This is a genomic window from Xenorhabdus beddingii, assembly GCF_002127545.1.
In the GTDB taxonomy this organism is placed as follows: Bacteria; Pseudomonadota; Gammaproteobacteria; order Enterobacterales; family Enterobacteriaceae; genus Xenorhabdus; species Xenorhabdus beddingii.
In genome coordinates this window covers 52,268-69,310 of the sequence record NZ_MUBK01000005.1, presented here as the reverse complement: position 1 = coordinate 69,310, position 17,043 = coordinate 52,268, and the positions used below count along the sequence as shown (strand labels likewise).

The 17,043-nt window shown below is 43.2% G+C and carries 15 protein-coding genes and 1 other annotated feature; of the genes, 10 read left to right on the top strand and 5 right to left on the bottom strand.

Annotated features, from left to right (window positions below; translation table 11 throughout):
* Positions 1-39: 39 nt before the first annotated feature.
* Positions 40-831 (bottom strand): cytochrome C assembly family protein, encoded by a 792-nt coding sequence (locus Xbed_RS04760; RefSeq protein ID WP_086111796.1) that lies wholly within the window; start codon positions 829-831, stop codon positions 40-42.
* Positions 832-1,117: 286 nt separating this feature from the next.
* Here Xbed_RS04760 and ffh point away from each other — a divergent pair, with 286 nt between their 5' ends.
* From ffh to rplS, 5 genes are all read left to right on the top strand, one after another.
* Positions 1,118-2,479 (top strand): signal recognition particle protein, encoded by a 1,362-nt coding sequence (ffh, locus tag Xbed_RS04755; RefSeq protein WP_086111795.1) that lies wholly within the window; start codon positions 1,118-1,120, stop codon positions 2,477-2,479.
* Positions 2,480-2,616: 137 nt separating this feature from the next.
* The gene (gene rpsP / locus Xbed_RS04750) at positions 2,617-2,865 is read left to right on the top strand and encodes a 30S ribosomal protein S16 (protein ID WP_086111794.1); all 249 of its coding nucleotides are present in this window, start codon (positions 2,617-2,619) and stop codon (positions 2,863-2,865) included.
* An 18-nt stretch (positions 2,866-2,883) separates the two neighbouring features.
* Positions 2,884-3,432, top strand: coding sequence for a ribosome maturation factor RimM (rimM, locus tag Xbed_RS04745; protein WP_086111793.1), 549 nt, complete (start codon positions 2,884-2,886; stop codon positions 3,430-3,432).
* A gap of 37 nt (positions 3,433-3,469) precedes the next feature.
* On the top strand, positions 3,470-4,222 hold the full coding sequence (gene trmD / locus Xbed_RS04740) for a tRNA (guanosine(37)-N1)-methyltransferase TrmD (protein ID WP_086111792.1): 753 nt from the start codon (positions 3,470-3,472) through the stop codon (positions 4,220-4,222).
* A gap of 63 nt (positions 4,223-4,285) precedes the next feature.
* Positions 4,286-4,639, top strand: a complete 354-nt coding sequence (gene rplS / locus Xbed_RS04735; RefSeq protein WP_038262425.1) for a 50S ribosomal protein L19 — start codon at positions 4,286-4,288, stop codon at positions 4,637-4,639.
* A 138-nt stretch (positions 4,640-4,777) separates the two neighbouring features.
* Here the strand turns inward: rplS and Xbed_RS04730 are convergent, their stop codons facing one another.
* Positions 4,778-6,121 carry an anaerobic C4-dicarboxylate transporter gene (locus Xbed_RS04730; RefSeq protein WP_086111791.1) on the bottom strand — a complete coding sequence of 448 codons (1,344 nt, stop codon included), beginning with the start codon at positions 6,119-6,121 and terminating at the stop codon, positions 4,778-4,780.
* Positions 6,122-6,675: 554 nt separating this feature from the next.
* Between Xbed_RS04730 and Xbed_RS04725 the strand changes: the two genes are divergently transcribed.
* Together Xbed_RS04725 and tyrA are read left to right on the top strand one after the other, a co-directional pair.
* Positions 6,676-7,770 carry a 3-deoxy-7-phosphoheptulonate synthase gene (locus Xbed_RS04725; RefSeq protein ID WP_086111790.1) on the top strand — a complete coding sequence of 365 codons (1,095 nt, stop codon included), beginning with the start codon at positions 6,676-6,678 and terminating at the stop codon, positions 7,768-7,770.
* A 5-nt stretch (positions 7,771-7,775) separates the two neighbouring features.
* On the top strand, positions 7,776-8,897 hold the full coding sequence (tyrA, locus tag Xbed_RS04720) for a bifunctional chorismate mutase/prephenate dehydrogenase (RefSeq protein WP_086111789.1): 1,122 nt from the start codon (positions 7,776-7,778) through the stop codon (positions 8,895-8,897).
* 60 nt (positions 8,898-8,957) lie between these two features.
* On the opposite strand, the gene pheA is transcribed toward tyrA, so the two are convergent.
* From pheA to bamD, 3 genes are all read right to left on the bottom strand, one after another.
* Positions 8,958-10,112 carry a bifunctional chorismate mutase/prephenate dehydratase gene (gene pheA / locus Xbed_RS04715; RefSeq protein WP_086111788.1) on the bottom strand — a complete coding sequence of 385 codons (1,155 nt, stop codon included), beginning with the start codon at positions 10,110-10,112 and terminating at the stop codon, positions 8,958-8,960.
* Positions 10,113-10,192: 80 nt separating this feature from the next.
* Positions 10,193-10,318: a sequence feature (Phe leader region), on the bottom strand.
* Between the two features lie 158 nt (positions 10,319-10,476).
* Positions 10,477-10,809, bottom strand: a complete 333-nt coding sequence (gene raiA / locus Xbed_RS04710; protein ID WP_086111787.1) for a ribosome-associated translation inhibitor RaiA — start codon at positions 10,807-10,809, stop codon at positions 10,477-10,479.
* Positions 10,810-11,260: 451 nt separating this feature from the next.
* On the bottom strand, positions 11,261-11,992 hold the full coding sequence (gene bamD / locus Xbed_RS04705) for an outer membrane protein assembly factor BamD (protein WP_086111786.1): 732 nt from the start codon (positions 11,990-11,992) through the stop codon (positions 11,261-11,263).
* A 137-nt stretch (positions 11,993-12,129) separates the two neighbouring features.
* On the opposite strand from bamD, the gene rluD reads away from it, so the two are divergent.
* From rluD to clpB, 3 genes are all read left to right on the top strand, one after another.
* The gene (gene rluD, locus Xbed_RS04700; RefSeq protein WP_086111785.1) at positions 12,130-13,107 is read left to right on the top strand and encodes a 23S rRNA pseudouridine(1911/1915/1917) synthase RluD; all 978 of its coding nucleotides are present in this window, start codon (positions 12,130-12,132) and stop codon (positions 13,105-13,107) included.
* 4 nt (positions 13,108-13,111) lie between these two features.
* Entirely contained in the window at positions 13,112-13,843 is a 732-nt protein-coding gene (gene yfiH, locus Xbed_RS04695; RefSeq protein WP_086111784.1) for a purine nucleoside phosphorylase YfiH, read from the top strand.
* A gap of 136 nt (positions 13,844-13,979) precedes the next feature.
* Positions 13,980-16,553: an ATP-dependent chaperone ClpB gene (clpB, locus tag Xbed_RS04690; RefSeq protein ID WP_086111783.1), complete on the top strand. Its 2,574-nt coding sequence runs from the start codon at positions 13,980-13,982 to the stop codon at positions 16,551-16,553.
* Positions 16,554-17,043: the final 490 nt, after the last annotated feature.

Here is a 17,043-nt window from a genome sequence, read left to right as displayed (position 1 = left end):
TAATATTTATACAAACTGGCTATAGTGTGCTTTGAATTCTTAATAGACCATAATTTCCTGCAATAGCCTGCTACCGAAAAAAGCGAGGGTCAGAATAAACGCGCCAATCAGATTGAAGCCAATAACACGTTTACCACGCCACCCTTCATGATAATGTCCCCAAAGTAGAATGACGTAGATAAACCATGCAACAATAGATAAAACGGACTTATGAATATTTTCTTTACTGAAAACATCATCCATATACATGATGCCGGTGCATAACGTCAATGTTAGTAAGATTACACCGACTTGAGTAATGTGAAACATTTTACGCTCAATTACCATCAATGGAGGCATACCAGAGGTGAAAGAGAATTTTTTCTTTTTAAGCTGATAGTCCAACCAACCAAGCTGCAATGCATAAAGAGCGGCAATGAGCAAAGTCGCATAGCTAAACAAGGCCAGCCCAATATGGATGAATAATTCAATACTATCTTCAAGATGAGTAATGAATTCTCCTGGCATCATGCTGGCTAGTATCAAATTTATCATGGAAAAACTGTAAACAATCGGCAATAAAAACCATGCACGGCCACGAAACGCGACGATCGTCATAATGATGCACATCAGCAAACTAACGATTGAACCTAAATTCAGTAGCGTAAGATTTTGGCCACTACTGACATGAAATATTTGATATTTTAATGCAATCGCGTGATTAACTAATGCCACAATTGCGAAAAAAAGAGCCAGTTTTTGATAACTGTTTTGTTGGCGCAGTAAACCTGGTACGACGAGCGTCAGGCTAATGAGATAAGCAAGTAAGGCAATAATTGAGAATACCAGCATAACGTTTATCGTTTTCGCAATAGTGTTATACCCGTCATTTTTCAAGCTACAGGTTTAAACTATAGGTTTTAAACTATAGGTTTCAACTACAGGCATTAAACTACAGCTTGAAATCTATTGGGTATGGATTGAACTTAAAATTTAAGTATACCGCTAGCAGGAGGAGCCTCCAACCATTGTTAATTATAGTTGGGAATCTCTTTGCAGAGATCACATGATCATCGTGTTATAATTCGCAAAATTTGCCTTACAGGTAGACCCACTTGTAGATATCTGAGCTGAGACAATGTTTGATAATTTAACTGACAGACTATCGCGCACACTGCGCAATATCAGCGGCCGTGGGCGGCTGACTGAAGATAATATTAAAGATACACTGCGCGAAGTTCGTATGGCTTTGCTTGAGGCCGATGTTGCATTGCCCGTTGTGCGTGATTTTATTTCGCGAGTCAAAGAGAGCGCAGTGGGGCATGAAGTTAACAAAAGTCTGACCCCAGGTCAGGAATTCGTCAAAATCGTTCAGAATGAATTGGTTAAGGCGATGGGAGAGGTTAATAGTGAACTAAACCTTTCTACACAGCCTCCTGCGGTTGTTCTGATGGCCGGTTTGCAAGGCGCAGGTAAAACAACCAGTGTTGCCAAATTGGGTAAACTGCTAAAAGAAAAAAATAAGAAAAAAGTATTGGTCGTTTCGGCTGACGTTTATCGTCCTGCGGCTATTAAACAACTTGAAACGCTGTCTGAAACCGTCGGAATTGATTTTTTCCCTTCAGACCCGCAGGAAAAGCCGGTTGATATCGTCACTAAGGCCATCAAGCACGCTAAGTTGAAATTCTATGATGTGCTGTTAGTTGACACCGCAGGTCGTCTGCATGTTGATGAAGCCATGATGGATGAGATTAAAACGGTTCATGCCGCTATCAATCCTGTCGAAACGCTGTTTGTCGTTGATGCAATGACGGGCCAAGATGCGGCAAATACAGCAAAAGCATTCAATGAAGCCTTGCCATTAACAGGGGTTGTCCTGACCAAAGTTGATGGTGATGCCCGTGGTGGTGCAGCGCTTTCCATCCGCCATATTACTGGCAAGCCAATCAAGTTCCTTGGGGTCGGCGAGAAGACCGATGCGCTGGAGCCTTTCTATCCGGATCGCATTGCATCCCGTATTCTGGGTATGGGAGATATGCTTTCACTGATCGAAGAAATTGAAAGCAAGGTTGATCGTACCCAAGCGGAAAAATTAGCATCGAAACTGAAAAAAGGTGATGGTTTTGATTTAAGCGACTTTCTCGATCAGCTAAAGCAGATGCGTAACATGGGTGGTATGACCAGCATGTTGAGCAAAATGCCGGGAATGTCGCAGATCCCTGATACTGTCAAATCTCAGATGGATGACAAAGTTCTGGTTAAAATGGAAGCGATTATTAATTCCATGACCCGCAAGGAGCGTGAAAAACCAGAAATCATTAAGGGCTCTCGTAAACGTCGCATTGCGATGGGTTCGGGTACGCAAGTGCAGGATGTCAACCGTTTGCTGAAACAATTTGACGAAATGCAGCGTATGATGAAAAAAATGAAGAAAGGTGGGTTGGCAAAAATGATGCGCGGTATGAAAGGCATGCTGCCACCTGGATTTATGGGGCGATAATCAACAAAGTCGCGAAAGAAAATGTACTTTGGATTGCTTTTTGCGCCAAAGTGAGTAAAATTTTCGGGCTTTTTAATGGACAGCCGGACTCTGTTCCCCGATGGAGTCTGGTTGTTTTGCTAACTAATGAGGATGTTATGGTAACAATTCGTTTAGCTCGTGGCGGCGCAAAAAAGCGTCCGTTCTATCAAGTAGTCGTGACCGATAGCCGCAATGCGCGTGATGGTCGTTTTATTGAGCGTGTTGGTTTCTTCAACCCAATCGCTTCTGGCAATGCAGAAACTCTGCGTTTAAATCTGGACCGCATCGAACATTGGGTTGGTCTGGGTGCATCTGTGTCTGATCGTGTTGCTACACTGATCAAAGACGCTAAGAAAGCAGCTTAATCTGTCGCGGTGGTAACAATGAGCAAACAATCTGGCCTGAAGCTCCCTGTTGAGCCAATCGTATTGGGAAAATTAGGGGCAGCATATGGCATTCGTGGTTGGCTCAAAGTTTTTTCTTCCACCGAACATGCCGAAGACATTTTTGAATATCAACCGTGGTTTATTCAACGTTCAGGCCAGTGGCAACACGTTGAGCTGGAAACGTGGAAACACCACAATCAGGATATTATCATCAAAATCAAAGATATTGATGATCGGGATGCGGCGAATTTACTGACCAACTGTGAAGTCGTAGTGGATTCTCGTCAATTACCAGAACTGGAAGACGGTGATTATTATTGGAAAGACCTAATGGGTTGCCAGGTAATAAACACTGCGGGTTACAACCTTGGGATCATTCATGACATGATGGAAACCGGTTCTAACGATGTGATGGTAATACAAGCGAACCTGAAAGATGCATTCGGTATCAAGGAGCGGTTAGTTCCGTTTCTTGATGGGCAGGTTATCAAGAAAGTCGATCTCGCTACCAAAACTATTGAGGTAGATTGGGATCCTAGTTTTTAATCTCCGGTAAAAACGGTTTAAATGAGTGGGACGCACTATGTGGATTGGGGTTATTAGCCTGTTTCCTGAAATGTTCCGCGCAATAACCGATTACGGGGTAACTGGTCGGGCAGTAAAAAATGGCCTGCTGAGTATCGAATGTTGGAGTCCGCGGGATTTTACCTACGACCGGCATCGTACTGTTGATGATCGTCCTTATGGCGGTGGTCCAGGTATGCTGATGATGGTGCAACCATTACGGGAGGCCATATATGCAGCCAAATCTTCGGCGGGTGTTGGTGCAAAGGTGATTTATCTTTCACCTCAGGGGCGCAGACTCGATCAACAGGGAGTTTGTGAACTGGCAGCAAATGAGAAATTAATTCTGGTTTGCGGTCGTTATGAAGGTATTGATGAGCGTGTTATCCAAACCGAAATTGATGAAGAATGGTCTATCGGTGATTACGTTCTTAGCGGGGGAGAACTTCCTGCAATGACCATGATTGACTCAATATCTCGGTTCATTCCGGGGGTTTTGGGGCATCAGGCGTCAGCAGAAGAGGACTCATTTGCTGATGGATTGTTGGATTGTCCGCACTATACTCGCCCTGAAGTGTTAGATGGCATGGAAGTTCCACCTGTTTTGCTGTCGGGAAACCATGCCGAAATTAATCGCTGGCGAATGAAACAAGCCCTTGGCCGAACTTGGTTAAGAAGGCCCGAACTTCTAGAAAGCCTAGCTCTGACTGACGAGCAAAGGATGTTGCTGTCTGAATTCCAACGTGAATATCAAGATCAGGCAACAAATTAATCCAGACATATCCGTGAAGGAATGTCTTTGATATATCAGTTTACCTAGGGTAAGAGAGTTATTATGAGCAACATTATTAAACAAATTGAACAAGAGCAGATGAAGCAAGACGTACCATCATTCCGTCCGGGTGACACCGTGGAAGTTAAGGTATGGGTCGTTGAAGGTTCTAAAAAGCGTCTGCAGACATTCGAGGGCGTGGTTATTGCAATCCGTAACCGCGGTCTGCACTCTGCATTCACTGTTCGTAAGATTTCTAACGGCGAAGGTGTTGAGCGTGTATTCCAGACTCACTCCCCAGTTGTAGACAGCATCAACGTTAAACGTCGTGGTGCTGTTCGCAGAGCTAAACTGTATTACCTGCGTGAGCGTTCCGGTAAGGCTGCTCGTATTAAAGAGCGTCTGAACGCGAAATAATACGCTTTTGCTACATCCGAAAGTTATCGTTAAGGGCCAGCATTTGCTGGCCTTTTTACGTTATTAATAAACCCATCCAACAAATAACCCGCGATAAGCGGGCTATGAAGTTGACTGTGTTCCAAGTTGATTTTGGCATTACATCAAAGCACTGACTAAAAGATATCCTACTGTGCAGGAACCACTGACGCCAATCAGCCCTGGCAGAATAAAGCTGTGGTTTATAATGAATTTCCCTATCTTTGTTGTACCTGAACGGTCAAAACCGATGCAGGCTAGATCACTTGGATAAGTAGGCAAAACAAAATAGCCATAGGCGGCAGGGAAGAAAGCAATCAGGAGTTTGGGGTCAACGCCAAGTTGTAACCCCATTGGAGCAATAGCGGTTAAAGCTGCTGCCTGACTGTTGACTAATTTTGAGACCAAGAATAGCACTAAGGCATAAGTCCACGGTTGAGCTTGAACAACATCTTCTAAGACTAGTTTTAAATCGCCCAGATGTGAGTGAAAGAAAGTATCACTCATCCATGCCACGCCAAAGACAGAAAAGATGGCAACCATACCGGCTTTGAACACGGCACCATTGGCGACATCGTTGGCTTTGACTTTGCACACCATCAACATGATAGCACCAGCAATCAGCATCATCATCTGAATGACCAGATTCATAGAGAGCGGTTTTAATGTGCCTTTTACTTCAAAGGCAGGGCGTAAATCTGTAAATGCACCAAATAAGACCACGACAGCAATGGCGGCAAAGAAAATCCAGGTTGCCCAATAAGCCTGCTTAGGAAATATCTGGTCTAACAACGTTTCTGAGCCACCATAAATAAATTCACGTTGTTTCGGATCTTTAATTTTTTCCTGAAACTCTTCGTCCTTATCGAGATCCTTTCCTCGGCGCAAACTCCATAACGCAGCAAGTATTACACCCGTCAGCGATGCGGGTATTGAAACAGCTAAAATTTCCAAGATCCCGTAAGCCTGACCAATACCATGACTGGCAGCAATAATTGACACTAAGGAAACAACGGCAACAGAAACGGGAGAAGCCGTGATTGCCATTTGAGAAGCAACAGAGGCAACGGCCATTGGACGCTCAGGGCGGATGCCTTTTTTAAGGGCAATATCCCCAATGATGGGAAACATGGTATAAACCACATGCCCTGTACCACAAAGGAAAGTGAGGGTCCAAGTTGTCAATGGCGCCAAAAGGGTAATGTGTTGTGGGTGGCGACGTAAAAGGCGTTCTGCAAATTGCATCATGACATTAAGTCCACCCGCTGTTTGTAAAACAGACGCACACCCAATGACGGCGAGGATAGTGAGCATCACATCAACAGGAGGTTTACCCGGTTCCAAGCCGAAAACAAATGTCAGTATAAAAAGCCCAATACCACTGATCAGCCCTAATCCCATTCCCGCATAACGCGTACCGATCAATAAGCATATGATTATTATTGCAAATTGCAGCGTTATCATATCTGTCCTTAATAAGTGATTAAAAAATAAATAAAAGCTGGTAATACAGGCTGTTGAATCTGCATCACGTATCCCCGTCGTCTTTCAATCTGCTATTTTTTGCTCACAAATTTGAGATCTATTGGGCATAGCTATTCTTTATAAATGTTGTTTTATAGTTTCACATCAACATTAAAAACACATATTAATATTATTAGAAACTGAATATAAAAACGGGATTGAGATCTTATTTTTACTAGATGATTTTAAAAGAATTTTATCTTCATGATAAATGAATTACAGAAAGTTAATGAAATATTTCTATTGTAAATGAAATTGTGAAACCCAATTTACAAAAAAGTAACTTACAAATTTATTTATATATTCTTTTTGTAAACTAGAAACTGAATAAATTATTTTTTTGTATACAGTAATGATGATAACTACGTTAATGGAAAGTTTTATTTACAGTTAATGTAAATTATTTACACTTTTGAATTGTATTCTGCACGATGCATGGTATGTTATCCAGCAGACACTCAAAAAAACCTTAAATGGACAAGGCAGGTATAGAAATGATCATGCAAAAAGATGCACTTAATAACGTTCATATTCTTGATGAACAGGTTCTTATCACTCCAGAAGAACTAAAACAAAAATACCCATTGAGTAGCAACGATCTGCATGCCATCACAAACGCACGTAATACTATTGCTGATATCATCCAGCATCGTGATCCTCGTTTATTAGTGGTATGTGGCCCGTGTTCAATTCATGATGTGGAGGCTGCTTTAGATTACGCGCAGCGTTTGAAAACGCTTTCTGCTGAATTGAGTGATTGTCTGTATATTGTCATGCGTGTCTATTTTGAAAAACCCCGTACCACGGTGGGTTGGAAAGGCTTAATCAGTGATCCTTATATGGATGGTTCATTTGATATGGATGCCGGGCTACATATTGCCCGTAGTCTGTTATTAAATTTGGTAAAAATGGGTTTGCCTTTAGCGAATGAAGCGCTTGATCCCAATAATCCACAGTATCTGGGAGATTTATTTAGCTGGTCAGCAATAGGCGCGAGAACGACTGAATCTCAAACCCATCGGGAAATGGCATCAGGGTTATCTGTGTCAGTTGGGTTCAAAAATGGCACTGACGGTAATCTGAATACCGCAATTAACGCCATGAAAGCCGCGGCAATGCCTCATCGTTTTATGGGCATCAATCAGTCAGGCCAAGTCTGCTTGCTGCAAACCCAAGGTAATCCGAACGGGCATGTGATCCTACGTGGTGGGGCAGTCCCCAATTACAGCGCTGAACATGTTGCTGACTGTGAACACCAAATGCTTAAAGCAGGGCTAACGCCATCACTCATGATTGATTGCAGTCATGGTAATTCCAATAAAGATTTTCGCCGTCAGAGTGTTGTCGTGGACTCTGTTGCTGAACAGATTATGGCGGGGAATAAGTCCATTATTGGCATCATGCTGGAAAGCCATATTAACGAGGGCAATCAATCCTCCGAACAGCCGCGTGCCGGGATGAAGTATGGTATTTCAGTAACAGACGCCTGCATTAACTGGCAGACCACGGAGCAGGTATTAAGAAAATTACATCAACAAATGGCTCCACATTTGGCAAACAGAAACACGGTGATGGCAAAAGCAGGGTAATCAATATGGCAGCAGAATTGTCGCAGTTGAGGGAACAAATTGATGAGGTAGATAAAGCGCTATTAGCTTTGTTGGCGAATCGTATGAATTTAGTGGCGCAAGTTGGGGAAATTAAAAGTCAGCTTGGTTTACCGATTTATGCACCTGATAGGGAGGCTGCAATGTTGGCTTCCCGTCGGCAGGAAGCTGAAAATATGGGAATTCCGCCTGATTTGATTGAAGATATCTTGCGTCGCATTATGCGGGAATCTTATGTCAGTGAAAACGATAAGGGTTTCAAAAAACTCTGTAGCCACTTGGGACCGGTCGTCATTGTCGGTGGTGCAGGCAAGATGGGGAAACTATTCAGCCGCTTGTTAACCTTGTCGGGTTATGAAGTGAGAGTGCTTGAGGCCGGGGATTGGGATAACGCTGAATCTATATTGGCCGATGCAGGGATGGTGATAGTCAGTGTTCCGATTCATCTGACTGAAGAAATTATCCACCGTTTACCTCCTTTGCCAGAACAATGTATTTTGGTCGATTTGGCTTCCATCAAACACAGGCCGTTAAAAGCGATGCTTGATGTGCATCAAGGGCCTGTTTTGGGGCTACACCCTATGTTTGGGCCGGATGTAGGCAGTTTTGCTAAACAGGTAGTTGTGTATTGTGATGGGCGTTATCCAGAAGCATATCAATGGTTTTTGGAGCAAATAGCGGTGTGGGGGGCGAGATTGTATCAAATCAGCGCAGAGCAGCATGATAAAAATATGAGTTTTATTCAGGCCCTGCGCCATTTCACTACTTTTTCTTACGGCCGGCACCTTGCAAAAGAAGGTATTGATTTACAGCAATTGCTCTCACTATCTTCACCAATTTACAGACTGGAACTGGCGATGGTAGGGCGGTTATTTGCACAAGATCCCCAGCTATACGCTGATATTATTATGTCCAGCCCTGAGAATATTGCGTTGATCCGTCGTTATCACCAAAGTTTTGGACAGGCGTTAGAGATATTGGAAAATCAGGATAAATCGACATTCATTGCGAGTTTTAACCAAGTTAGTGAGTGGTTCGGGGATGAAGCAACCCGATTTATGAAAGAGAGTCGGACTCTTCTGCAACAGGCCAGTGATAGCCGAGTATAGCAAGCAATTTGGTCTGTTTATGGTCTGCTGAAACCGGATGTTTCCATCCGGTTGCTTATTTTATATTGGATCGACAGGAATCACATTTTCTGATGGATAACAGCCCAACACTTTCAAGAAATGGGTGATTTCTGACAACTCCTTAAGTACTTGCTGCATTTTCATAGAACGCTGATTGGCTTGCACATCAATGTAAAACATCTCTTCCCACGGTTTGCCGGTTATTGGGCGAGATTCCAACTTACTCATGACGATCTCATTTTTTTTCAAAATAATCAGTGCATCAACCAGGGCACCTGCTTGTTGCCCTGTTGACATGATAAAAGTCGTTTTGGCGGGAACTTGGTCCGATACCTCAATAGGCTTGCGGGCCACAACAATAAAGCGAGTACTATTGTCTTGCTGATTAGCTAAATTATTTTCCAAAACCTGTAATTCATAGAGAGCACCACCGACTTCACTCCCTAATGCAGCCACTTCGGGTGAGTTTAGCTCAGCGACTTTCTGCATGGCTGCAGCGGTACTTTCACAATAGATGATATTCCAGTGAGGGTATTGATTGAGATATTGATTACACTGCTGGAAAGGTTGGGAGTGGCTATAAACGGTTTTTATCTTGGAGATATCTGTTTTTCCGGAAATCAATAAACAGTGATTGATTGGCAGGGTTATCTCCCCAACAAGGGATAGGGGAGTATGTTGCAATAGGTCATAAACCTCATTAATTGCCCCAGAACTCGTATTCTCCAGCGGTAGAATGCCATAATCAGCCTGACCAATCTCAACTAATGAAAAAATGTCTGGGAATTTGTGACAACTGCATTCAACCAACTGATTAAAGTGACGGGCTGCAAATTGGCGAGCCGCGATATGAGAATAAGAACCTTTTGGTCCTAAGAAAGTGATGCGGGCAGTATCGTAAGGTGTCTGGTTCAGATGCTGTTGCAATAAAGCCTGTTGAGTGAGAACAGAATCTTCAATGATCATCTGAAATAGTCGCGTAATGTAGAATCCATCTAACCCACGGGATTTACCTTTATCAATTAATACATTCAGTAGTTCCCGTTCACGGTTTTTATCTCGAATAGGGCGGTGATCGAGCAGTTTGGTCTGGGCGATATTACTGGCTAACCGCCGACGTTTAGCGAGCAAGTCCAGCAGGTCTGCATCAAGATTACTAATCTCTTCTCGTAAGTTAATCAAATCTCGTTCCATAGCATGTTCCTGACCTTCTTATTATGGGTATAGTTTATCGATATAGTTTGTGTATCGTGGATATTGTTTATGACCTGTAAAACAAAAAACCTCCCATCGGTAGGGAGGTTTTTTGTTCGTCTTCTTAATTTCTTTTTAAAACGAAACAACCTCCTTATAAGAAGGTGAAGAAAAAGAAAAATAAGCAAGACGAATTGATAGTCATTGGGTTTGTAAACCAACACTTTATAGTTTCAATAATGTACTTTTATTAACCTATTTGACGAGATGTGTCAACAGAAGGCTTTTATCATCTGAGATAGAATGTAAAAACAGGCAGTAAAAACGCGCTCATTGAGCGCGTTAGAACAAGAATAAGGAATGGTTATGCTTCTAGATTAAGGTTGGACTCTTTTACGCTGTTATCTGCACGGCGAGCTTCTGCTTTATGTCGCACTTTATTGAGCTGGCGCTCTAATTTCGCTAATAGCTCGTTGATGGCAGCATACATGTCTTCATGTTTGGCACTGGCGACTAATGTGCCATTAGGTGTACCAATGGTAGCATCAACCAAGAATCCTTGTGGTTCTTTTGACAGTACAATATGTGGACTAATTAGATTGACTTGCCATTTGCTCAACTTATTTAGACGGTCTTCCACATGGCTACGAATTGCGGGGGTAATTTCCATTTGCTTGCTGGTAATGTTTACTAACATATAGTTACCTCTTAATGTTACTCCGTCTTTGATGAATTCAGCATACCGCGCTTTGGCGTAAAAAGAATGATCTAAATCACTTTTATTGAGCGATTTCGGAAGTCAGTGACAGAATTGTGATAGCCCGGGAAAATGTAGAGAATTTTTGTTGCGGAGTGGCGCATTATGCGTCATTATCGGTCAGTTATGGTATTATAAAATACGTTATAATGCCAATATGGAAGTTATTGCCGTTATGAAAATATTACAAGTGTAACTTAAAGAAACACTCGTTTTCTGCCCTGCTAACTTTTCTGTTCTGTTCTGTTCTGTTAAAGCACCAAATCTGTTAAAGCACCAAAGTCAAAACACCAAAATCTAAGCCCCGTAAGAACCAGACGCCATAAAAAAAAACAGCAACTGTTTAGCTGCTGTTTTTGAGTGCCTGTTTAAATTTTAATCAGGTTAAATGTTATGCAGGGTTGGCGGCAATAAGCTGCGCTACCTTATTTGCTTCTGCCGTCAGTCCCAACTCTTTATAGGATGATTCCATATAAGGGAGAGCTTCTAACGTCGCTTTGGCATCAGGATAATCTCGTAACATCTGTTCTACGCGATTGACAACTGCCACATAAGCGCTGCGTTTAGTGTAATATTTCACAACAGCAAGCTCATATTTAGCCAAACGTTCTTTAAGGAAGATTAAACGCTTGGTTGCATCAGCGGAATATTGACTGTTGGGATGGTAACGCACAAGCTGATCGAAATCACGGAATGCAGCACGGGCATGTTCGGGGTCACGATCTGAACGATCAATGCCGAAAAAGCCTTGTAATGTACTGTCATCCAGAGCCTGTGAAACCAATCCACGGATATACATGACATAGTCTATATTAGGGTGGGTTGGATTCAGGCGCATGAAACGATCAATGGATGCCAGAGCCAGTGGGAATTCGGCTGATTTATAATAGGCGTAGATCAAATCGAGCTGCACCTGTTGGGAATACGGCCCAAAAGGATAACGGTTATCAAGAGATTCCAATTGCTTGATTGCCGCTTTATAGTTACCTTCTTGCAGCTTTTCCTGCCCGATTGAATAAATTTGAGATGGCGGGATATCAGGAACAGCATCCTTATTGCTGGAGCATCCAGATAAAACCAGGCTCAATGTGGTCGCTGCCACCAGATATTTCATGCGAATCATCACGTGTTGATTATCCTCTGAGTGTTTTCTAGGAGACTGTCCATGAAGCTCCCGGCAAAATTAGAGTTACAATAGCACACTATTTTAAATGAAACGGCTTCGCCGTCAAAACTCAACGTAAAATATAGACATTATATATGGCACAACAAATCCGACTTAATGCAATAGTCGCTGAATCTCAGCTTGGTCAACGTTTAGATCAGGCCTTGGCTGAATTGTTCCCTGATTATTCCAGGTCACGTATAAAAGAGTGGATCTTGGATGATAAAGTTCAAGTTAACGGTAAATTAATTAGTAAACCAAAAGAAAAAGTGCTGGGCGGTGAGGAAATTTCCATTGATGCTATCATTGAAGAAGATGCACGTTGGGAACCACAGGACATTGAGCTGAATATTGTCTATGAAGATGACGACATTCTGGTTATCAATAAACCACGGGATTTAGTGGTTCATCCAGGAGCGGGTAACCCTGATGGTACGGTATTGAATGCGTTGCTATATCGTTACCCTGAAATTGCAGATGTGCCTCGGGCGGGCATCGTTCATCGTCTCGATAAAGATACAACAGGGTTAATGGTTGTGGCAAAAACCGTACCAGCACAAACCCGCTTGGTAGAATCCCTGCAATTACGCGAAATAACCCGTGAATATGAAGCTGTTGCTTTGGGATGTATGACAGCAGGGGGGACGGTAGAGGAACCTATTTCCCGCCATCCAACTAAACGGACACATATGGCCGTACATCCTATGGGAAAACCTGCTGTTACCCATTATCGAGTGATGGAGCATTTTCGGGCACATACTCGTTTGCGTCTGCGTTTGGAGACGGGCAGGACACACCAAATTCGTGTGCATATGGCACATATTAAGCATCCTTTGGTTGGAGATCCTTTATATGGTGGTCGTCCTCGTCCTCTAAAAGGCGCTTCAGACGAATTTCGCGAAGTGATGCGCAATTTTGATCGTCAGGCATTGCATGCCACCATGTTACGCCTTTACCATCCGATTACTGGGATTGAGATGGAATGGCATGCACCACTACCGGATGACATAGTTAAATTGATTGAAGTAATGAAAGCGGATGCTGAAACTTTCAAAGATGAAATGGATTGGTAGCTAAATGACATCACTGATTTTTCCTGATTGGCCACAGCCTGATAATGTTGGCGCTTGTAGTACAACCCGTTTGGGGGGCGTCAGTCTGCCCCCGTATGACAGTTTAAATTTGGGTGATCATGTTGGGGATAAGCCGGAAAGTGTGGAACGAAATAGAACACTGTTGGCTGAATATGCTCAATTGCCACGGCACCCCATTTGGTTGGAACAAGTACATGGAACACGTGTTATCACACTTGATGGGCAGCCACAGGCAAATAATCAGGCTGATGCCGTTTACACCAATATCCCGGGGCAGATTTGTGCTGTTATGACAGCAGATTGCCTGCCTGTGCTGTTTTGTAGTGTTTCAGGAGATGAGGTTGCAGCCGCTCATGCTGGATGGCGTGGGTTATGTGCAGGCGTATTGGAAAATACGGTATCTCGATTTAGTGCAAAACCTGAAACGATCCGCGTGTGGTTAGGGCCAGCTATTGGCCCTGAAAAATTTGAGGTGGGCAATGAAGTCAGGGAGGCTTTCATCGCAACCAATGCTGATCTGGAACAAGCCTTCACACCTTATGGCGATAAATTTCTGGCAAATATTTATTTACTGGCTAAATTAAAATTGCAGTCTGTAGGGATAACAGACATTTTTGGTGGAACTGCATGCACAGTCACAGAGGAGAAAACCTTTTTCTCCTATCGTCGCAACGGTAATACTGGGCGAATGGCAACCTTAATCTGGTTGAAATAACCTACTTTACAATTCACAGGGCGATCTTTGACGTATAGCAATCAGTTTCCAATTAACTTTTCAGAAGACCTTGAATATTTAAGGAATGACTTTATCTAGTCTCCAGTAGCAAATTCTGACCAGTATTGGAGGTGTTATGCGTCTGGATCGTCTTACCAATAAATTCCAGCTTGCTCTCGCTGACGCCCAATCCCTCGCATTAGGGCGTGATAATCAATTCATTGAACCTATCCATTTGATGAGTGCACTATTCAATCAAGAGGGGGGTTCTGTTCGCCCTTTATTGATGTCAGCAGGGGTGGATACGGGGAGCTTTAATCATCAACTTAATCAGGCTCTGAACCGATTGCCAAAAGTCGAAGGTAACGGTGGAGATGTTCAGGTATCCAACGAGTTAGGACGTTATTTAAACCTGTGTGACAAACTTTCACAAAAAGCAGGCGATAACTTTATTTCTTCTGAACTTTTTGTTCTGGCAGCGATAGAAGAACGTGGAACATTAAGTGACATACTGAAAGCTGTCGGGGCAACCAAAGATAAAATCACTAAGGCAATAGAACAAATGCGTGGTGGTGAAAACGTGAATGACCAGGGCGCAGAAGATCAGCGTCAAGCGTTAAAGAAATATACCATTGATCTGACGGAACGTGCTGAACAAGGCAAATTGGACCCTGTCATCGGGCGTGACGAAGAAATTCGTCGCACAATTCAGGTGTTGCAGCGTAGAACTAAAAACAATCCTGTTCTTATTGGTGAGCCGGGTGTTGGGAAAACGGCCATTGTTGAAGGCTTGGCACAGCGCATTGTTAATGGTGAAGTACCTGAGGGGCTGAAAAACAAACGTGTTTTATCCCTGGATATGGGAGCGCTATTGGCAGGTGCGAAATACCGTGGTGAATTTGAAGAGCGTTTGAAAGGCGTTTTGAACGATCTTGCCAAACAGGAAGGTTCCGTCATCCTGTTTATTGATGAATTGCATACCATGGTAGGAGCCGGTAAAGCTGAAGGTGCAATGGATGCCGGTAACATGTTGAAACCCGCTCTGGCTCGTGGTGAACTGCATTGTGTTGGTGCGACGACATTGGATGAATATCGTCAGTACATTGAAAAAGATGCCGCTTTGGAGCGTCGTTTTCAAAAAGTTTATGTTGCAGAACCGACTGTTGAGGACACCATCGCTATTTTGCGTGGCCTCAAAGAACGCTATGAATTGCATCATCATGTACAGATTACCGATCCGGCAATCGTTGCGGCTGCAACACTGTCTCATCGCTATATTGCTGATCGTATGTTGCCCGATAAGGCCATTGACTTGATTGATGAAGCTGGGGCAAGTCTGCGTATGCAGATGGATTCTAAACCAGAAGCCTTGGATCGCTTGGAACGCCGGATCATTCAATTAAAACTTGAACAACAGGCACTGAAAAAAGAGTCAGATGATGCCAGCAAGAAACGCTTGGAAATGCTGAATGAAGAACTGGCAGAAAAAGAGCGTGAATACTCTGAACTGGAAGAAGAGTGGAAAGCAGAAAAAGCAGAACTCAGTGGCACCCAGAATATTAAGGCTGAATTAGAACAGGCACGTATTGAGTTAGAAAAAGCTCGCCGTAGCGGTGACTTGGCCAAGATGTCTGAAATTCAGTACGGAAAAATTCCGGAGTTAGAAAAACGTCTGGCAACAGCAACCACGGCAGACAATCGCCATATGAAACTGCTGCGTAATAAAGTCACCGATGCCGAAATCGCTGAAATACTGGCTCGGTGGACAGGAATTCCTGTATCCAGAATGTTGGAGAGTGAAAAAGACAAACTGCTGCGTATGGAGCAAGAATTGCATAAACGCGTTATCGGACAGAATGAGGCCGTGGATGCCGTATCGAATGCAATTCGCCGTAGCAGGGCCGGGCTGTCTGATCCCAATCGTCCCATTGGCTCTTTCATGTTCTTAGGGCCAACAGGGGTAGGTAAAACAGAATTATGCAAGGCGTTGGCTAACTTCTTGTTCGACAGTGATGATGCCATGGTGCGTATTGATATGTCGGAATTTATGGAGAAACACGCCGTTTCAAGGTTGGTAGGCGCTCCTCCAGGATACGTTGGATACGAAGAAGGGGGATATCTAACAGAAGCGGTACGCCGTCGTCCCTATTCTGTCATTTTGCTGGATGAAGTAGAGAAAGCACACCCAGATGTTTTCAATATATTGTTGCAGGTATTGGATGATGGTCGTCTGACCGATGGTCAGGGAAGAACGGTTGATTTTCGCAATACGGTTGTGATTATGACCTCTAACTTAGGCTCAGATATGATTCAGGAACGTTTTGGTACACTGGATTATACGGGAATGAAAGAGATGGTAATGGAAGTGGTTGGTCATCATTTCAGACCTGAATTTATTAACCGTGTCGATGAAATCGTTGTGTTCCATCCATTAGGAAAAGAACATTTAACATCTATTGCGAATATTCAATTGCAGCGTTTATATCAACGCCTGGAAGAACGTGGTTATCAGGTTACTATGACCTCTTCTGCATTGGAAAAACTTAGCGAAGCGGGTTTTGATCCTGTATATGGTGCTCGCCCATTAAAAAGGGCTATTCAGCAAGAGATTGAAAATCCACTGGCGCAACAAATTCTTTCTGGCAAATTAATTCCGGGTAAGTTGGTGACCCTAGATCTGGAAAATAATCGTATTGTTGCAAGGCAGTGATACTGTTTACTTAGAGAGTCGTGACTAAAAGACCCAGTGAAAATAAATCGTAACGATAAAAAGAGGTGAAAAAAGCACCTCTTTTTTCTTTTTGCAGATTAGAAAAACATCGAATTGGGCTGTTTTGGATGATAAATGGGCGTTCGGAAGTTTTTTTCAAAAAAACTATTGTCAGGCGCGGAAAACTCCCTATAATGCGCCACCACTGACCGACGCTGAGCTGCAACACGCCGCGAAGGCCAGGGGAAGGAAAGCGAAAATAAACGCTTGACTCCCGAGGCGAAAAGCGTAAGATACGCAGCCTCGCAACCCGGAACGAATGTCCGGTTGTCCACGCTCTTTAACAAATTAATCAGACAATCTGTGTGGGCACTCGCAAGACCCTATCTAGCGCCGAAAGGCGAAAAAGATTAAACAAGTCTTGAAGAGTGACTAAAACAGTTAATTCATTACGAACTAACAGTAAACAATTCTTTGAGCATCAAACCTT

Bases quoted from the DNA above. Each gene is read 5' to 3' on its own strand.
- rimM (WP_086111793.1), top strand. From the start codon at position 2,884: ATGAGCAAACAATCTGGCCTGAAGCTCCCTGTTGAGCCAATCGTATTG.
- raiA (WP_086111787.1), bottom strand. From the start codon at position 10,809: ATGTTAGTAAACATTACCAGCAAGCAAATGGAAATTACCCCCGCAATT.
- Xbed_RS04725 (WP_086111790.1), top strand. From the start codon at position 6,676: ATGATCATGCAAAAAGATGCACTTAATAACGTTCATATTCTTGATGAA.
- trmD (WP_086111792.1), top strand. From the start codon at position 3,470: ATGTGGATTGGGGTTATTAGCCTGTTTCCTGAAATGTTCCGCGCAATA.
- clpB (WP_086111783.1), top strand. From the start codon at position 13,980: ATGCGTCTGGATCGTCTTACCAATAAATTCCAGCTTGCTCTCGCTGAC.
- Xbed_RS04760 (WP_086111796.1), bottom strand. From the start codon at position 831: ATGCTGGTATTCTCAATTATTGCCTTACTTGCTTATCTCATTAGCCTG.
- yfiH (WP_086111784.1), top strand. From the start codon at position 13,112: ATGACATCACTGATTTTTCCTGATTGGCCACAGCCTGATAATGTTGGC.
- rpsP (WP_086111794.1), top strand. From the start codon at position 2,617: ATGGTAACAATTCGTTTAGCTCGTGGCGGCGCAAAAAAGCGTCCGTTC.
- Xbed_RS04730 (WP_086111791.1), bottom strand. From the start codon at position 6,121: ATGATAACGCTGCAATTTGCAATAATAATCATATGCTTATTGATCGGT.
- rplS (WP_038262425.1), top strand. From the start codon at position 4,286: ATGAGCAACATTATTAAACAAATTGAACAAGAGCAGATGAAGCAAGAC.
- ffh (WP_086111795.1), top strand. From the start codon at position 1,118: ATGTTTGATAATTTAACTGACAGACTATCGCGCACACTGCGCAATATC.
- rluD (WP_086111785.1), top strand. From the start codon at position 12,130: ATGGCACAACAAATCCGACTTAATGCAATAGTCGCTGAATCTCAGCTT.
- tyrA (WP_086111789.1), top strand. From the start codon at position 7,776: ATGGCAGCAGAATTGTCGCAGTTGAGGGAACAAATTGATGAGGTAGAT.
- bamD (WP_086111786.1), bottom strand. From the start codon at position 11,992: ATGATTCGCATGAAATATCTGGTGGCAGCGACCACATTGAGCCTGGTT.
- pheA (WP_086111788.1), bottom strand. From the start codon at position 10,112: ATGGAACGAGATTTGATTAACTTACGAGAAGAGATTAGTAATCTTGAT.